The sequence below is a fragment of the Ruegeria sp. SCP10 genome (genome assembly GCF_040329495.1).
In the GTDB taxonomy this organism is placed as follows: Bacteria; Pseudomonadota; Alphaproteobacteria; order Rhodobacterales; family Rhodobacteraceae; genus Ruegeria.
Genome location: NZ_JBDZYF010000001.1, coordinates 598,785 through 614,432, shown reverse-complemented (window position 1 = coordinate 614,432; position 15,648 = coordinate 598,785). Strand labels below are relative to the sequence as shown.

General features: G+C 56.3%; 18 protein-coding genes. 3 read left to right on the top strand and 15 right to left on the bottom strand.

The annotated features are described in order from the left end of the window. Position 1: 1 nt before the first annotated feature. From lpxA to ABLN87_RS03050, 15 genes are all read right to left on the bottom strand, one after another. Entirely contained in the window at positions 2 to 787 is a 786-nt protein-coding gene (lpxA, locus tag ABLN87_RS03120) for an acyl-ACP--UDP-N-acetylglucosamine O-acyltransferase (RefSeq protein WP_353007485.1), read from the bottom strand. Further along, complete coding sequence (gene fabZ / locus ABLN87_RS03115; protein ID WP_353007483.1) at positions 784 to 1,257, bottom strand: 3-hydroxyacyl-ACP dehydratase FabZ; 474 nt, start codon at positions 1,255 to 1,257, stop codon at positions 784 to 786. The genes lpxA and fabZ overlap by 4 nt, the downstream gene beginning before the upstream one ends. 77 nt (positions 1,258 to 1,334) lie before the next feature. Beyond that, a complete protein-coding gene (locus ABLN87_RS03110; protein WP_353007481.1) occupies positions 1,335 to 1,919 on the bottom strand; it encodes an OmpH family outer membrane protein in 585 nt (194 codons plus the stop codon). Positions 1,920 to 1,925: 6 nt separating this feature from the next. Continuing rightward, positions 1,926 to 4,286: an outer membrane protein assembly factor BamA gene (gene bamA, locus ABLN87_RS03105; RefSeq protein WP_353007479.1), complete on the bottom strand. Its 2,361-nt coding sequence runs from the start codon at positions 4,284 to 4,286 to the stop codon at positions 1,926 to 1,928. Between the two features lie 127 nt (positions 4,287 to 4,413). Next, positions 4,414 to 4,542: a hypothetical protein gene (locus ABLN87_RS03100; protein ID WP_353007477.1), complete on the bottom strand. Its 129-nt coding sequence runs from the start codon at positions 4,540 to 4,542 to the stop codon at positions 4,414 to 4,416. Positions 4,543 to 4,621: 79 nt separating this feature from the next. Next, the gene (rseP, locus tag ABLN87_RS03095) at positions 4,622 to 5,974 is read right to left on the bottom strand and encodes an RIP metalloprotease RseP (protein WP_353007475.1); all 1,353 of its coding nucleotides are present in this window, start codon (positions 5,972 to 5,974) and stop codon (positions 4,622 to 4,624) included. Positions 5,975 to 5,978: 4 nt separating this feature from the next. After that, a complete protein-coding gene (dxr, locus tag ABLN87_RS03090) occupies positions 5,979 to 7,151 on the bottom strand; it encodes a 1-deoxy-D-xylulose-5-phosphate reductoisomerase (protein ID WP_353007473.1) in 1,173 nt (390 codons plus the stop codon). Continuing rightward, entirely contained in the window at positions 7,151 to 7,948 is a 798-nt protein-coding gene (locus ABLN87_RS03085) for a phosphatidate cytidylyltransferase (RefSeq protein WP_353007471.1), read from the bottom strand. The genes dxr and ABLN87_RS03085 overlap by 1 nt, the downstream gene beginning before the upstream one ends. Further along, positions 7,945 to 8,676 carry an isoprenyl transferase gene (locus ABLN87_RS03080; RefSeq protein ID WP_353007469.1) on the bottom strand — a complete coding sequence of 244 codons (732 nt, stop codon included), beginning with the start codon at positions 8,674 to 8,676 and terminating at the stop codon, positions 7,945 to 7,947. The genes ABLN87_RS03085 and ABLN87_RS03080 overlap by 4 nt, the downstream gene beginning before the upstream one ends. A 9-nt stretch (positions 8,677 to 8,685) precedes the next feature. Beyond that, positions 8,686 to 9,249, bottom strand: a complete 564-nt coding sequence (gene frr, locus ABLN87_RS03075; RefSeq protein ID WP_353007466.1) for a ribosome recycling factor — start codon at positions 9,247 to 9,249, stop codon at positions 8,686 to 8,688. Between the two features lie 179 nt (positions 9,250 to 9,428). Beyond that, positions 9,429 to 10,424: an acryloyl-CoA reductase gene (gene acuI / locus ABLN87_RS03070; RefSeq protein WP_353008375.1), complete on the bottom strand. Its 996-nt coding sequence runs from the start codon at positions 10,422 to 10,424 to the stop codon at positions 9,429 to 9,431. A 104-nt stretch (positions 10,425 to 10,528) separates the two neighbouring features. Further along, positions 10,529 to 11,632, bottom strand: coding sequence for a dimethylsulfoniopropionate demethylase (locus ABLN87_RS03065; protein WP_353007464.1), 1,104 nt, complete (start codon positions 11,630 to 11,632; stop codon positions 10,529 to 10,531). Further along, complete coding sequence (locus ABLN87_RS03060; protein ID WP_353007462.1) at positions 11,633 to 12,160, bottom strand: DinB family protein; 528 nt, start codon at positions 12,158 to 12,160, stop codon at positions 11,633 to 11,635. Continuing rightward, complete coding sequence (locus ABLN87_RS03055) at positions 12,160 to 12,864, bottom strand: DUF1326 domain-containing protein (RefSeq protein ID WP_353007460.1); 705 nt, start codon at positions 12,862 to 12,864, stop codon at positions 12,160 to 12,162. Before ABLN87_RS03055 ends, ABLN87_RS03060 begins: the two co-directional genes overlap by 1 nt. Before the next feature lie 4 nt (positions 12,865 to 12,868). Then, the gene (locus ABLN87_RS03050; RefSeq protein WP_353007458.1) at positions 12,869 to 13,660 is read right to left on the bottom strand and encodes a DUF2182 domain-containing protein; all 792 of its coding nucleotides are present in this window, start codon (positions 13,658 to 13,660) and stop codon (positions 12,869 to 12,871) included. A gap of 86 nt (positions 13,661 to 13,746) precedes the next feature. Here ABLN87_RS03050 and ABLN87_RS03045 point away from each other — a divergent pair, with 86 nt between their 5' ends. From ABLN87_RS03045 to ABLN87_RS03035, 3 genes are all read left to right on the top strand, one after another. Then, on the top strand, positions 13,747 to 14,478 hold the full coding sequence (locus ABLN87_RS03045) for a FadR/GntR family transcriptional regulator (protein WP_353007456.1): 732 nt from the start codon (positions 13,747 to 13,749) through the stop codon (positions 14,476 to 14,478). A gap of 111 nt (positions 14,479 to 14,589) precedes the next feature. Beyond that, the gene (locus tag ABLN87_RS03040) at positions 14,590 to 15,252 is read left to right on the top strand and encodes a TenA family protein (protein WP_353007454.1); all 663 of its coding nucleotides are present in this window, start codon (positions 14,590 to 14,592) and stop codon (positions 15,250 to 15,252) included. Between the two features lie 2 nt (positions 15,253 to 15,254). Continuing rightward, positions 15,255 to 15,617 (top strand): DUF4345 family protein, encoded by a 363-nt coding sequence (locus tag ABLN87_RS03035; RefSeq protein WP_353007451.1) that lies wholly within the window; start codon positions 15,255 to 15,257, stop codon positions 15,615 to 15,617. Positions 15,618 to 15,648: the final 31 nt, after the last annotated feature.

Below are 15,648 nucleotides of genomic sequence, written 5' to 3'. Positions count from 1 at the left end.
CTTACTTCCTTGGTGTCAGGAAAGAACGATCCGTGTCACCGGTCACAAACTCGACAATGCGCCGGACATATTCGCTGTTGCTGCCTTCACCCGCGCGATGGGCACGCTCCTGAAAGGTGCCTTCGCCGCCGGTCAGTTCCTTGAATGCGGCCCGGAGCGCCGAGATGTCTTCGCGCGATACGCCGCGCCGTTTCAGGCCAACCAGGTTGAGCCCGTCCAGTTCCCCGCGCGGGGCCTGGACCAAACCGTAAGGAATGACGTCGTTCGGTACCATGGTCAGCGCGCCGATGATGGCACCGCGACCAACACGCACCCATTGATGCAGGCCCGAGATCCCGCCGATGATCACATCATCCTCAATGATACAGTGACCGGCCGCGCCCGCGTGGTTCACCATGATCACCCGATCACCCATCTGCACATCATGAGCCACGTGCACACCCGCCATCAGCAGGCAGTCATCGCCAATGCGCGTCACACCGCCGCCGCCATCGGTACCAGTGTTGATCGTCACATGTTCCCGAATCCTGTTGCGCTGTCCGATTTCAAGCCGCGTGTTTTCACCCCCGAATTTCAGATCTTGAGGGATCTCACCGATGACCGAGAAGTTAAAGATGACCGTATCTTCACCGACCGAAGTGTCGCCTGTGACAACCACATGCGATTTCAACTCGACCCGGTCGCCCAACCGCACCTGAGGCCCGACATAGCAGAACGGGCCGATCGAACAGCCCTGCCCGATCTGAGCGCCCTCTTCTATGATTGCGCTGGGATGAATGCCGCTCATGCCGTTTTTTCCATGTCCCAATCGACATAGGCCGAGAACTCGGCTTCGGCGGCAACCTCACCCTCGACAGTGGCGCGGCCGTTGAACTTGAACAGCTTGCCGCCTTTCTTGCCGCGCAGGGTTTCCACATGCATCTCCAGAACGTCACCGGGCACCACCTTGCGGCGGAATTTGCACTTGTCGATGCTCATGAAGTAGATCAGCAACTCGGTGTCGATCACATCCATGCCGACACCCAACATAACACCGGCAGTTTGCGCCATGGCCTCAACGATGGTGACGCCGGGCATGATCGGAGTGCCGGGGAAATGACCCTGAAAATGCGGCTCGTTCATGGTGACATTCTTGATGCCAACGGCAGATTGATAGCCTGCGATATCAACCACCTTATCGACCAGAAGAAACGGATAGCGATGCGGCAATATGCGCTGGATCAGCTGAATGTCGGCGCTTTTGGTTTCCGAGGTCATAAGTCACAAATCCCGTCTTGGAAGTCTCAGTTCTCGCGTGGTTAGCAATACAGGCTTTCGAGGGCAAGCAAACCTGTTTATTCGCCCTGCCCGTCCTGCAAGCCGGTTCCATCCCCGATTGCGGCATTGATCCGGTCAATCGCAACATCCGTGATGTCCGAGCTATCAGAGCTCAGCAACACATTTGAGCGCTCAAGTATGATCGAACCACCGCTTTCGCGAAGTAGATCTATCAGAACCGGACGCGCCAGTTCATAGAATCTTTGTCGTCTTTCTTCGCTAAGACGCGCCAATGCGTCCAGCTTGGCGCGCTGCCCCTCGCGATGGGATTGCACCTTGATGTCGAACGCTTCGGCCAAGGGGCGGAACTCTTCCGGTGTCAGTTCGCTACGCTTTTCTGTCAGCGTTTTTTCTTCAGCGCTCAGTTCAGCAACGATGCGTTCATTTTCCTCGCCCAGCGACGCACCTTCCTGCTCGATCTCGCGCAGGACGCGCTGACCAAATTGGGACTCCGCAAACAAGCGATCGCTAGAGATCGTCACTACGACGTTTTGAGACACACCCAATTGTTGCGCAAAGCTTGGGATTGCCCAAACGCAGGCCAGAAAAACACACAGGGCCCGAAGTGGGCCCTGTAGGAGGTTGAGACCGTGGTCAGCCATGAAAAGTTAGAACCTTGCCTGAACAGTCAGGTCGAAGTTTCTTTCGTTGTCGAACTCTTCTTTTTTCAGAGCTTTCGAGAAGTTGAACCGCAACGGACCGAAGGGCGTATCCCAGAGGACAGAAAGACCAACGACGTGGCGAATTGAGCCATCTGCGCCGACGATGTTCGCACCAGCTGTGTTCACATTGTCAATATTGTAAAGGTTTCCAACATCATAGAACACGCCTCCACGCAGACCCAGCTCCTCGGGCAAGCCTAATGGGAAATCGGATTCAAAGCGAGCGACCCAGTAATAGTTACCGCCAATGGCGTCATCTTGACCGTTGGACAGATCGCGCGGGCCAAGACCGGCAGGTTCAAACCCTCGGAACACACTTGGCCCTAGTAGAAATCGGTCGATTGTACGGCTAAAATCGTCTCCGGACCAATGCAACGCACCAAGTTCAAGCGTTGCACGTAAGATAACCTCTTCGCTCAATACACTTGTCTGCGCGATCCCGCGGGCGGTCGTTTTGAAAAACTGATTATCTCCGCCAAGACCCGCTGCATCCACACCGACCTCGAACAAAACGCCAGCATTGGGGTTCAATCCGCCGATACGGCTGTCATAAATATAGGACACACCGAGAGAGCTTGTTGTGCGCTTACCTTGATCGATTTCAGACGAAATAACAGCACCGTTGATCTCATCATCCTGCTGCGTCATCTCGCTGCGTTCCCAGCCATAGCGAAGGCGCAATGCGGACAGCTCTCCGATTGAGTAGGTCAACTGGGGATTAAAGAACACGCGCTGGGTGTCGTAGCTTGCAAACCCGGAGTTGGTCCCCGAGAGACCAAGCCCAAGATCAAAGCGCAGTCTGCGACCCAACAGGTAAGGTTCTGTAAAATTGATGGTGTACTGTTCGGATTCCTGCGCAGTCGAGATTGAAAAACCAAGATTCTGACCACGGCCAAGGAAGTTGGATTCGTTCAATGCAACAGCAAGTCCGATACCGTCCGATACCGAGTAGCTACCGCCCAGCGAAAGCGAACCCGTGGGCTGTTCTTCAACATCCACGTCCAGAATAACCTGGCTTGGGCTTGACCCTTCGCGCGGCTCAACACTCGCTGTGGCAAAGAAACCCAAAGCGTTGATGCGCTCTGACGCTTGACGGATTGCACGCGGATTGAACGGATCGCCTTCTACAGTGTCAAACTGACGACGGATCACCTGATCCAGCGTTGTTGTGTTCCCTTCAATGTCAATCCGTTCCACAAAGACGCGCGGGCCCTTGCTGAGTACGAATTCGATATCCAGCGTCAGATCGCGGTCATTCCGGGTGACACGCGGCTCGACCCGCAGAAAGTCAACGCCCTGTTTCACGCCTAACCGTTCCTGCCGAGCGATCGAATTTTCGATCAGCGTAGGTGAATACGTCACGCCGGGCTTGATCTTTAGCGCGTCCTGATAGGGTGCTGGGTCCACGCCAGGGATTTCACTGACCGTTGTGATCTTGCCGAATGAGAATTGCTGTCCCTCGGTTACATTCATCACCAGGAAAAACGCATCGCGTTCGCGGGTGAACTCTACATTCGCGCTGTTTACACGGAAGTCGATATAGCCGCGCGATAGGTAGAAATCACGAATGACCTGCTTGTCGAACTCGATCCGGTCACCGATGAATGTATCGCTGCGAAAGAAGGTGCGCAGGATGGTGGCCTGTTTCGTCTCTAACACGCGACGCAAGCGGCGATCAGAATAGGCGCGGTTGCCGACAAAGCTGACACGTTCGACTTCAATCGTGGTGCCTTCAGAGATTTCAAAAACCAGATCAACCCGGTTGTCGCTACGGCGAATGATACGGGGGATCACGGTCGCAGCCACACGACCTTGTGCCGAATAGACTTCAGCGATCAGATCGGAGTCGGCCTCGGCGGCCTGAGGCGTGAAGACACGACGGGGCTGCGATGAAATCACCTCGAGCAAGATGTCGTCTTTGACACGCCGATTCCCCTCGATGCTGATCTGGTTGATTGTGGGGTATTCCTGAACCTCGATCACCAGTGTCGTGCCGCGAGGTGTCAATTCGACTGTTTCAAAAACACCACTGTCAAGCAAACGCTGATAGGCGTCGTTCAGCTGACCGCTTGTCACCGTCTGGCCCGGTTCGATCCCGGTTCTCGCGATGATCGTACCGGTCTCGATACGCCGGTTTCCATCTACGTCAAACGAATTGATCGTGAAACTTTGCGCGGTCGCAACGTTTGGCATTGCCAGTAAACTTGCCGCAACAAAAAGGAAAAGAAACGTGAGCGTTTGCCACAAAATCTTGTTTGAAGACTTACGCCCCCCGCAGGATGTGCCCGCGCCTCGCCCGTCGGTCATTTTTATCTCAACCCAGAATTCTAAGACTTTAATGCTGAGTAACGGGTCTGGATGTGCTTGTCAAAAGGCCAAAATGCCCAACTGGCATTTGATCGCACCTACACTGAGCCGATACGCCTGGGCAGAATCAGAATCCGGCCAGATAAGCGCCTAAACCAAGGGCCAAAGCAGTGACTGCAAAACTCAGCAACACATCCCAGTTCAGCATGAACAGGAAACTGAAGCTTTGATAGGATTTGCGCAGTGCTTGTGTCATTGTTCGCCCTCAATCTGGCGAAAATACTAACGTCAGATTGAGGCAAGAATGCGGCTTTGTTGTGCGCATGGCGTCACAATCAGCAGAACAAATCGTTTGTTACCGAAAACAGCATCAGGCTGAGAATCAGGGTAATCCCCACCGTCATCAAAATTCTCAGCGCTCGGTCACTAGGCGGCTTTCCGGCGACAGCTTCATAGGCATAGAAGACCAGATGCCCGCCATCCAAAGCCGGAATTGGGAACAGATTCAGCAAACCAACAGCAGTCGACAAAACCGCAATAAAGAAGATGAAGTTCTGCGCACCCTGACTGGCCATGGCACCCGAGGTTTCGGCAATACCAATCGGGCCAGAGATATTGCAGGTGCTGATTGCGCCAGTAATCATATGCCACATCCCCGACAGCGATCCGTCGATAATGCGGATGGTCTGCCTAACACCTCCGGTCAGCGAATCCCAAATGCCAGCGGGTTGGGTCGCAGGTTCCAGCATCATGCCGCCTACGATCCCGATACGCCAATGGGTGACAAAGCCGCCTTCGGATTGCGGTTCATCTGTGCGTCGCGGGGCCAGAGCAAATTCCAGATCAGCCCCATCGCGCCAGACGTTCAGCAGCAATACGCGCCCATCCGAACTTTCGACAAACTCCTTAAGCTGGTCGAAGGCAAAGATTGGTTGGCCATTGACGGCGGTGATCACATCCCCCTGTTCCAACTGGATATCCATCGCGGCACTGCGCGGTGCAACCTGACGGATCAGCGGCGGGAACAACCAAGGCGCTTCGACATCCAGCGTCTCACCATCGCGGATTACGGTATAGTCCAGAACAGGTTCAACAGGCAGCGATCCGGTGAATTCGCTCCAGTTGCTCTCCTCATCGAAATCCGGCGTTGTGATACCGGCAATGGCGACGATCTCATCGCCAACCTGAAGGCCTTGAACGGTTCCCGGCAAAGGTTGCAATTCACCCACTGTCAGAGGTTCGCGCGAGACGCCTTGCGACCAAAAGATCATCCCGAAGACGATGATCGACATGGCAAAGTTGAATGCCGGACCCGCTGCCACGGTTGCAGCACGGGCCCAAAGCGGCGCGCCATGCATGGTACTGCGCAACTCTTCCGGGCTTTGTTCGGCGATTTCGTCCATCGCCTCTTCGTCCTTACCCGAGGCCGCGTTGGAATCGCCCTTGAATTTGACATAGCCCCCAAACGGCAGCAGCGCGATCTGCCATTTTGTGCCACGCTTGTCGAACCGGCTCCACAACACCGGGCCGAACCCAATGGAAAACACATCTGCATGAATGCCGGACCAGCGACCAACGATGTAATGCCCGTATTCATGCACAGCCACGATGGCGGACAAAGCGATCACAAAGGCCACAATCGTCCAAAGCAAATTGCCGAATTGTGGGATCAGGGAAAGTACGTCCAATATTCTATCCTGCTCTTTTGTGCACGGCGTCATCTGCCCATTGCCGTGCCAGATGGTCCGTTTGCTGTACGTTATCAAGTGTCAAAGGGGCATCAATAAGACATAGTTCCGCATCAAATCTGTCCAGAACCATGGCAACACAATCCGCCATGTCCAAAAATCCGATCCGACGCGCGATGAAATGATCCAGCGCCCGCTCTTTAGCGGCGTTGAAAACCGCGCCCGACAATCCTCCGCGTTCCATGACATCCCACGCCAGTCTAAGCGCGGGGTAACGGGCCAGATCAGGTTTCTGAAAGTTCAGCTGGCCAATCGCTGCTAAGTCGAGCCGTTCGACCGGTAGCCGCTGTCTGTGCGGCCAATGCAGCGCATAACCAATGGCATGGCGCATATCGGGCGCGCCCATATGGGCCATCACCGCGCCATCCCGAAACCCAACCAGCGCATGCACGATGGATTCGGGATGCACCAGAACTTCGATCCGCTGCGGGTCTAATCCAAAGAATTCCTTGGTCTCGATCACCTCAAGCGCCTTGTTGAACATTGAGGCGCTGTCGATGGTGATCCGCTGCCCCATATCCCAGTTCGGGTGGCTTGAGGCCTGCTCGACCGTTGCCTTGGCCAGATCCGAGACGGGCCAGTCCCGAAAGGCCCCGCCACTGGCCGTGATGATGATCCGCTCAACCGCGCTCATATCCTCGCCCACAAGCGCCTGAAAAACCGCTGAATGCTCACTGTCCACTGGCAGCAGACGCGCGCCATGCGTTTTGGCTGTGTCCAGCACCAAAGCCCCGGCGCAAACAAGCGTTTCTTTGTTGGCCAGCGCCAGCGTCGCGCCTTGCTTTAGCGCCTCGATCCCCGGGGCCAGCCCGGCCGCGCCCACGATGGCCGACATGACCCAATCTGCAGGCCGCGTCGCTGCTTCGGTCAGGGCCTGCGCACCAGCGGCCGCTTCGACACCTGAGCCTTCCAGCGCATCGCACAGGTCGGACAACCGATCCTCATAAGCCGTCACAGCGACATCAGCATGCAACTGACGGGCATCTGCGGCCAGCTGAGCGATATTGGCGCCCCCGGTTAGGGCGACCACGTCATAGTGATCCGGCGCACGGGCGATCAGATCAATTGTGTTCTGGCCGATCGAACCGGTCGCACCGAAAATCGAAACCTTGCGCATCACATCGCCCCGGGTGAATAGATCAAACCCGCCAAAAGCACGAACAGCGCCGCACCCATCATTCCATCAAACCGGTCCAGAAATCCACCATGACCGGGGATCAGATTCGAGCTGTCCTTGACCCCAAACCTGCGTTTGACCGCGCTTTCAGCAATGTCGCCAGCCTGACTGGCCATCGAAGCCAGAACCGAGATCACCACAAACATCACGCCAAACCCGCCCTGGACGGCGAACAGGATGCCAACCAAGGCAGCTGCTACCCAGCCCCCTGCTGTACCTGCCCATGTTTTTTTGGGGCTGACCTTGGGCCAGAATTTCGGGCCACCCACGGCCTTGCCGACAAAATATCCCGCAACATCGGTTGCCACCACCAAGGCAATCAGCCAGATCATCGCGGTAAAACCCATCGTCTCGCGGATCGAAATAAAGCCCAGCCCTGCCCCGGCAATCCACAGCATAAAAACCGCACACAACCCCCGGGATTGGTTGACCTGCCCGGCTGAAACTAAAGCAAGCGCGGCAACGATTGGCAGAGTATAAACCTGAGAAAACTCAAAACGCCAAAGCTCTGCGACGCCAAACACCACCGCGCAGGTCAGTATCCCCAATTGCACTGCAATGCTTGTGCGTTGTGGCTCGATCATCCGAACGAGTTCCCAGGCCATCAGCCCACAGGCCACCGCGATGAAGGTTTCGAACCAGATACCACCCAGCCAGACCTCAATCGCACCAATGGCGACAAGCACAATGGCAGACAGAACGCGTGTCGTCAGATCAGACCATCGGCCATCGCTCATGCGATAACTGCCCCGAAACGCCGCTCACGCGATCCAAAGTTGTTGCACAGGCGCTCCAGCTCGGCGGCGGTGAAATCAGGCCACAACGTGTCGATGAACTCGTACTCAGAATAGGCCGATTGCCACAGCAAGAAGTTCGAGATTCGCGCCTCACCACTGGTGCGGATCACCAGATCAGGATCCGGCAGAACCCGTGTATCCAGATATCTGGGCAGCGTTTCTTCGTCCACGTCATCGGGATGCAAGCGCCCGTCGGCCACATCACGTGCCAGCCGTTTGGTCGCGCGGGCCACCTCATCCCGACCGCCGTAGTTCAGGGCGACGGTCAGATGCACCAGATCGTTGTTCTTGGTCTCTTCTTCCAAAGAATCCATAAGATCGGTCAGCTTTGAATCCAAACGCACCCGATCCCCAATAAACCGCACACGAATGCCATTTTCGGCCAGCGTCTTGGTTTCCTTGATGATATAGCGGCGAAACAAGCTCATCAGCCCAGCCACTTCGACCTGAGTACGTTTCCAGTTCTCGGTCGAAAAGGCAAAGACGGTCAGGTACTTGATCCCCAGCCCCGGACAGGCTTCAACCACCTCGCGTACCCGACGCGCACCTGCGTGATGACCGAACAACCTAGGCCGCCCACGTGCCTGCGCCCAGCGACCGTTACCATCCATGATGATCGCCACATGGCGCGGGCCAGACCCAGGCTCGGTTTGGGGATCTTTGGGCATAAGACCGGCTCAGACCTGCATGATTTCGGACTGTTTCGTCTCAAGTGCGGTATCGACGGCCTTGATCATCTCGTCCGTCAGATCCTGCACTTCGTTTTCCCAGAACTTCTGGTCATCCTCGGACATACCGTCTGATTTGGCCTTTTTGATTTGGTCCATCCCATCGCGGCGTACATTTCGGATCGAAACCCGCGCGCTTTCGGCATATTGCCCGGCAACTTTGCCCAGCTCGCGGCGGCGTTCTTCGTTCAATTCCGGGATCGGCAGCATGATGATCGTGCCATTCAGCTGGGGATTGATCCCCAAACCACTTTCGCGGATCGCTTTTTCCACCTTGCCCACGAGGCCCTTGTCCCAGACATTCACCGTCACCATACGCGGTTCTGGCACGTTGACCGTTCCCACCTGGTTGATCGGTGTCATCGACCCATAAGCGTCGACCATCACCGGCTCTAGCATCGAAGCCGAGGCCCGACCGGTCCGCAAAGAGGCAAATTCGGTTCTGAGGTTGGACATAGCGCCATCCATGCGGCGCTTCAGATCATCGGTGTCCAGTTCGAAGTCGTCAGACATGCTGCTCACTCCCCGTCTTCAAGTGCTGTTTGGATGGGTCTTACGCCATCGCATTTGGGATGTATAGCAATCATGGGCAGGAATTGCGGCAATGACCAGCAGACTCTCGGTCCTTTTCGCCAGCTTTTGATCAGCAAGGGCAGGCAGATAACCTGACCCACCCTCGCTGCTGTCTTACATCAGGCGTTCACGTCGACCACAACGCGCCCTTTGACCTGACCTTTGAGAATATCTGCCCCAAGTGTTGGCAGATCAGACAGGGTTGCTGCATGCACCATCGCCTCCAACTTCTCTATCGGCAGATCGGTCGCGATCCGCTGCCAGGCCCGAACGCGGTTGTCATAGGGCTGCATCACGCTGTCGATGCCCAGCAGGTTCACACCTCGCAGCAGGAAGGGAATCACCGTCGTTGGCAGCGCCGCACCGCCTGCCAGACCCACAGCCGCAACCGAACAGCCATATTTCATCTGACCCAAAACACGCGCCAGCATGTCACCGCCAACGGCGTCAACACACCCGGCCCAGGTTTCGCTTTCCAGCGGGCGCTTGGTGGTTTCATTGAGCTCTTCGCGCGGAACAATCGTCGTTGCCCCCAACGATTTCAGATAATCCGCGGTCTCAGGTCGCCCGGTCACAGCCGCAACCTCATAGCCAAGCTGTCCCAGGATCGCGGTCGCCACTGATCCGACACCCCCCGCGGCCCCGGTTACCAGCACAGGCCCATGGCCCGGTTGCAGCCCATGATCTTCCAGCGCCATAACAGCCAGCATCGCGGTAAAACCCGCCGTACCCACTGCCATCGCCTGCCGGGCATCCAAACCATCGGGCAAGGGAACCAGCCAATCGGCCCGCGCATTGGCTTTTTGCGAAAATCCGCCCCAATGAGCCTCACCCACGCGCCAACCAGTCAAAACAACCTTGTCGCCCGGCTTGTAGCGATTATCCGACGAGGCCTCGACCGTCCCGGCATAGTCGATCCCCGGTACATGAGGGTAATTCCGGACCAGACCACCGCCTTTGGGTGACAGGCACAACCCGTCCTTGTAGTTCACCGTCGAGTATTCCACCGCAACGGTCACCTCACCATGCGGCAGATCCTCGGTTGAAAGCTGTTTAACCGTCGCGCTCGCCAGTCCGCTTTCTTCATCCTTGTCCATCACCAACGCATTGAACATGTTCATAATCCTTTCGCTTTCTCTCGACCGGTCCATCACTTCACCTGGCCCAAAATATCCCGGGGGAGTCGCGCAGCGACGGGGGCAGAGCCCCCTTCCCCATGTCAGATCCAAAAATGACCCTGTACTGTTGCGTTCCGCATCCCATCAGGCGTTTCCACCTCAAGCTTGGTCCCAGTGTCCCAATGGCTTAGCCGCATCATCCCAATCGAAACATTGGTCGTGAAATCAGGAGACCATGCAGAGGATGTCACCTGACCAACCTGCTTTCCGTCTGAAAAAACACACCACGGTTCCACGCAGGGAGGCACCGCATCACCTTCAATCGCAATCGGGCGAATCTGCTGCACCGGACCTTCTTTGGCAACGCGCAACAAAGCGTCCCTGCCCACGCAGCCAATGGCCGTATGCGTGTTACAGAACTTGCCCAACCCACATTCATGCGGCGTGTTGTCGTCCGTCATGTCATTGCCATAAGACAACAACCCGCCCTCAATCCGTTCGATCAGGTTCGGGCAGCCGGCGCGCACCTGCAAGTCTTCGCCCGCGTCGAACAGCGCGTTCCACAGAGGCATCCCGATATCGCCGCCTTCAACATAAATCTCAAACCCGCCCTGCTTGGAATAGCCCGAGCGGGCGACGGCCAAATCGCGTCCTTCGAATTCGAACATATCGAATTTGAAGAACCGAATATCACGCACCCGGTCCCCGAACACCCGCGCCATCAGCTCGTCTGCCTTGGGACCCTGAATGGCCAGAGGTGATACGTCGGGCTCATCCACCAGCACGTCCAGCCGATAGCCATTGGCCAAGCCTTTGACCCACAACAGCAAATCGCTGTCGGCAATGGATATCCACCAACGATCTTCAGACAGTTTCACCGCCACCGGATCGTTCAGCATGCCGCCGGTCTCATCCACGATAGGCACATAATAGCACTGCCCCGGCAGCATGCCCCGCAGATCGCGCGGTGTCAGCATCTGCATCAACCGCGCCGCATCCGGTCCGCGCAATTCCACTTGTCGTTCGCAGGAGACATCCCAGACTTGAACGTGGGACTTAAGATGATGGTAGTCTGCCTCGACGCTTTCGAACACCGTCGGCAACAGCATACGGTTGTAGACCGTATAGCCTTTGACCCCTGCAGCCGTAACACCTTCCGAGAATGGTGTGCGCCGCAGACGGCGAGACAATGATATTTGCGGCATTCAGCCCTCCGTTGGCATGAAACACAGATCGCTGACCGGCGCGCCAGAGCCGGTCTCGGTCAGCATCTTGTGTAACTGACCGCGGTGATGCGTCTGATGGTTGAAAAAGTGCATGATGCATTGCGCATAAGGCAATGTAACTTCGGCCTCTTTTGACGCTGAATACCAGGTAAATGGCCCTGATATGGGATCATTGCCCAGCGTCTCTGCCCAGTCTGAGATACGAGTGTCCATAGGGTTTCGCAGGCTTAGCCAGCTTTCCAGATCAGGGCACAGATACACGCTTTCATGGATCCCGCCGCCGGGACGATGGATATTGGCCTCGGGTCCATCGCCCTTGTCGAAACGTGACATCCAGATCCAATCGCCCCAGAGAAGATGGTTCGCGGTACCCAGGATTGAACCAAAAAACGCGCCGCGTTCGCGGGTCAACTCTTCTTCGGTCAGCGCCTCAAGGAACTCTGACAACTGGTTGTTTTGCCAATGATTATACCGCGCCATTTCGCGGGCATAGGCTCCGGTGATCATCACTTTGGTCCATGCCAGTCGATCGGGCAAATCTCGGCGGATTTGCCCCCGAAATCCCAAACGCGACCATAGTCCCGAACCTTCGATTTGACTCCGCGTGCAACGATGATGTCCGGACCCATCCAGTACTTCGAATTCGAGACCATCACCGGATGTTCGGGGTCTTTCCCGCCCAGCATTTCAATCTCGCCCTGAATTTTACGACCGATCACAATCCGGCGCTTGGTGCCATCGCGTTCGATCTGGACCGGAGCACGCTCAGCCCCGATAATCTCGCTCACCAGCATGGTAAACAGGCCGGTGGTGCCGCCCGCTTGACCGCTGAAGATCTGCAGCAACCCGTTATAGGCCTTGCCGCTGGCGCGCTCATCGACATAGGCGGCAACCTTCCATTGCCCCTCACCCATGCGACCGGGAATATCGACCAGCAGACCCACGTTCAAACCGCTGAGGTCTTCGCCCTCGTAATGGCCTTCGTCGATGATCACGCCCATCCACGCGTGGCAATGGCCCTCGGTCGGGGGATGTGCGCCCAATGACACCACACAAGGACAAAACACATCACAGGAACAGTTTAGGATCAGCTCGCCTTTAATGCTCCACTCCGTCGGGCTCATCTCGCGCCGCTTGGGATTGGGCATTCGACTGTCGATCCGCTGGCTGATCGGCAGCCTGTCGGCATCAATCTTTCTGTTCTTAGCCATTCGCTTATCCTCCGTAGCTCAAGGGGAACGCCAGCAACAGCACACCACCTGCAATCAATAGAAAACCCATGGGCCGCGTCACGCGATGCCCGATCTGGGGCAACTTCTCCAACACCATGAACACCGTCGCTAGCCCCATCCAAAGCAAGCTCATGACGCCGCCCACAAAGCCAAGCACCATGAAGCCCCAGCAACATCCAACACAGAACGTGCCCAGGCCCAAGCCCATACGCAAACCGCCCGTAAAGCCTGTTTTCCAATGTCCCAGAAAGTAAGTCATGGGCGCGTGGCACACCCCATGGCACACCTCTTTCACGCGCGAGAACTGGAATGCGCCGACGACAATCATTAGCCCACCGGCGACCCAGCCGGATTTGGCAATCCCGAGCATATCGACCACCCCGCCGAACAGCAAAACCAGCTGAATTCCGGTGATCAGAGCCGCAAATCCCACCCAAACGACCCCAAATCCGGTCAGAACGCCCAGCCATCCGGCACGCGTTCCATTGGCGCTGTGTATCAGATCATCGTAACTGCGCAGGGTTGGCACCAGCGTCGGCAGCATCATCGCTGCCATCATGATGGCCCACATCCAGAACAACGGCCCGAACTCGGCCATGGGCATATACATGTCCATCCGCGGGTCCATCGCCGCCATGGCCTGTCCCATTGGGCCGGGCCGACCGATCCAATCCAGATCCATCTCGCGACTCATCGAGAACATCATCCACCACGCCCACAGAATGGCTGCGTAAAAGCCCAGCCACATTCCAGTGCGTAGAACCGCGCGACTCATGCGCTCCTCCCGACTCAGTCCTTGCTTTTCAAATGTCAGACTTTTAAATGTCAGACAAATAAAATCTGACTTTCGGGCAAGTAATTATGAAAATCGATCCTCAGAAACCGGCTGATCTATCTGCGCAAATCGCACAGGCCATACGGGACGCTATAGTCTCCGGCCAATTGATCGTCGATGAACGCCTGCCTTCTGAGGCGGAACTGGCCGAGCAGTTTCAGGTGTCACGCCCCACAGTGCGTGAGGCATTGAAACGACTGGCAGCGCAATCACTGATCCGCACGCAACGCGGGGCGACGGGCGGAGCATTTGTTAATCGGCTCAGCTTTGAGGATGCGTATTCTCAGCAGATCACCACCTCGACTTTGCTTTTGTCGATGAATGCGGTGCGGTTCGATACGGCGTGCGAGGCTCGGTACGCGCTAGAACGGGCCTGTGCGCCCCTGTCGGCTACGCGCCGCACAGCGGATCAATTGGCCACGATGCGGGCCGAGATTTTTCGACAAGCCCAGCCCGGCCTGACAGACGAAGCATTCTGCGCATCAGATGTGGCCTTTCACCGGGCGCTTGTCGATGGGGCCGACAATCCGGTTCTGTCTTATCAACTGGCCGGTGCGGTTGAGGCTATGCAGCCCCTGATGAACATGATCACTTTTACGGCCCGATCCCGCGAAGCGATCATCGCCTACCACACAAAAATCGCAGATGCGCTGGAAGCCAAGGACGCCGAAACCGTCGATTTCGCATTGGTTGAGTTGGAAACCTATACACGGCAACTGGCTCAGGATGTGGCCGAACGCAAGCGCAAGCCAGCCTAAACTAAGCTTTGTTCAAATCGGCTTTCCTAAGCATAGATCATTGGTTACCCGCCTTGTAATCCTGTTGAAAACCGGCTTTCACTGCGCCGTTTGATACAAGGAGCTTCCTACATGCAAAACCCTATTCGCCCGACAGAGTCATTGCGTCAGGGTCAGCTGGAACTATGGGAGGCGGCAACCGATCATGCATTTACCCGCGAACTGGCCCAAGGCACATTGCCCGCCCATAAGATGCGTTGGTATTTGCAGCAAGACTATCAATTCGTCGACGGCTTTGTTCGCCTTCTGGCAAGTGCAATCGCACATGCACCGAGCCTGGCTGACAGTGTACCGGCCGCGCAGTTTCTGGCGGTTATTACCGGTCCAGAGAATACATATTTCCTGCGCGCGATGGAGGCACTTGGAACTGAGCCATCCGACAAACCTGCCCCTGCCACGCGAGCTTTTCAGGAGCTGATGGCGCGTGCGGCGGCTTCAGGCCAATATGAAAACATGCTTGCGGTGCTTGTCGTGGCTGAATGGGTTTATCTAAGCTGGGCCACACCTGTGAATCCCCCCAATACGGAATTGCCTTTCTGGTATGCGGAGTGGATCACTCTACATGCAGGAGAAGAGTTTGAAGGTGTTGTCGAATATCTGCGCAGTCAATTAGACAAGGTTTGGCCCACACTTGACGCGAATGCGCAGGCAGAGGTGACACAGTTGTTCAATCGCGCGGTCGAGTTGGAGGTATCGTTTTTTGACGCCTCATATGCGGCGCTTCCTGAGGAATAATCATGGTTTCAACACTTAACATTCTGGCCGCTGTTTTGACGATCGGCTTTGGTCTCTTTGGATTTCTGGCTCCGGCCTACACAGCCAACGCGTTGGATCTGGTGCCAACGGGCAGCACAATGGGGTTAAGCGAGATGCGCGCCTCGGTCGGCGGGTTGTTTGTTGTTACCGGGATCGCGGTGATCTGGTTGAACACGCCGATGGCCTATACCATGCTGGGCGTGATCTATGCCGGGGCTGCATTGGGTCGGTTCGTGTCTCTTGTGCTGGACAACCCACCGTTTGTTAAAGCCGCGACGTTTGGTGGAATCGAGCTTGTGTTGGCGATCTGGCTGATTGCAGCGAACTTCAACAAAACTGCGTAACACACTGTTAAATAATGATCAGCGTTCATTT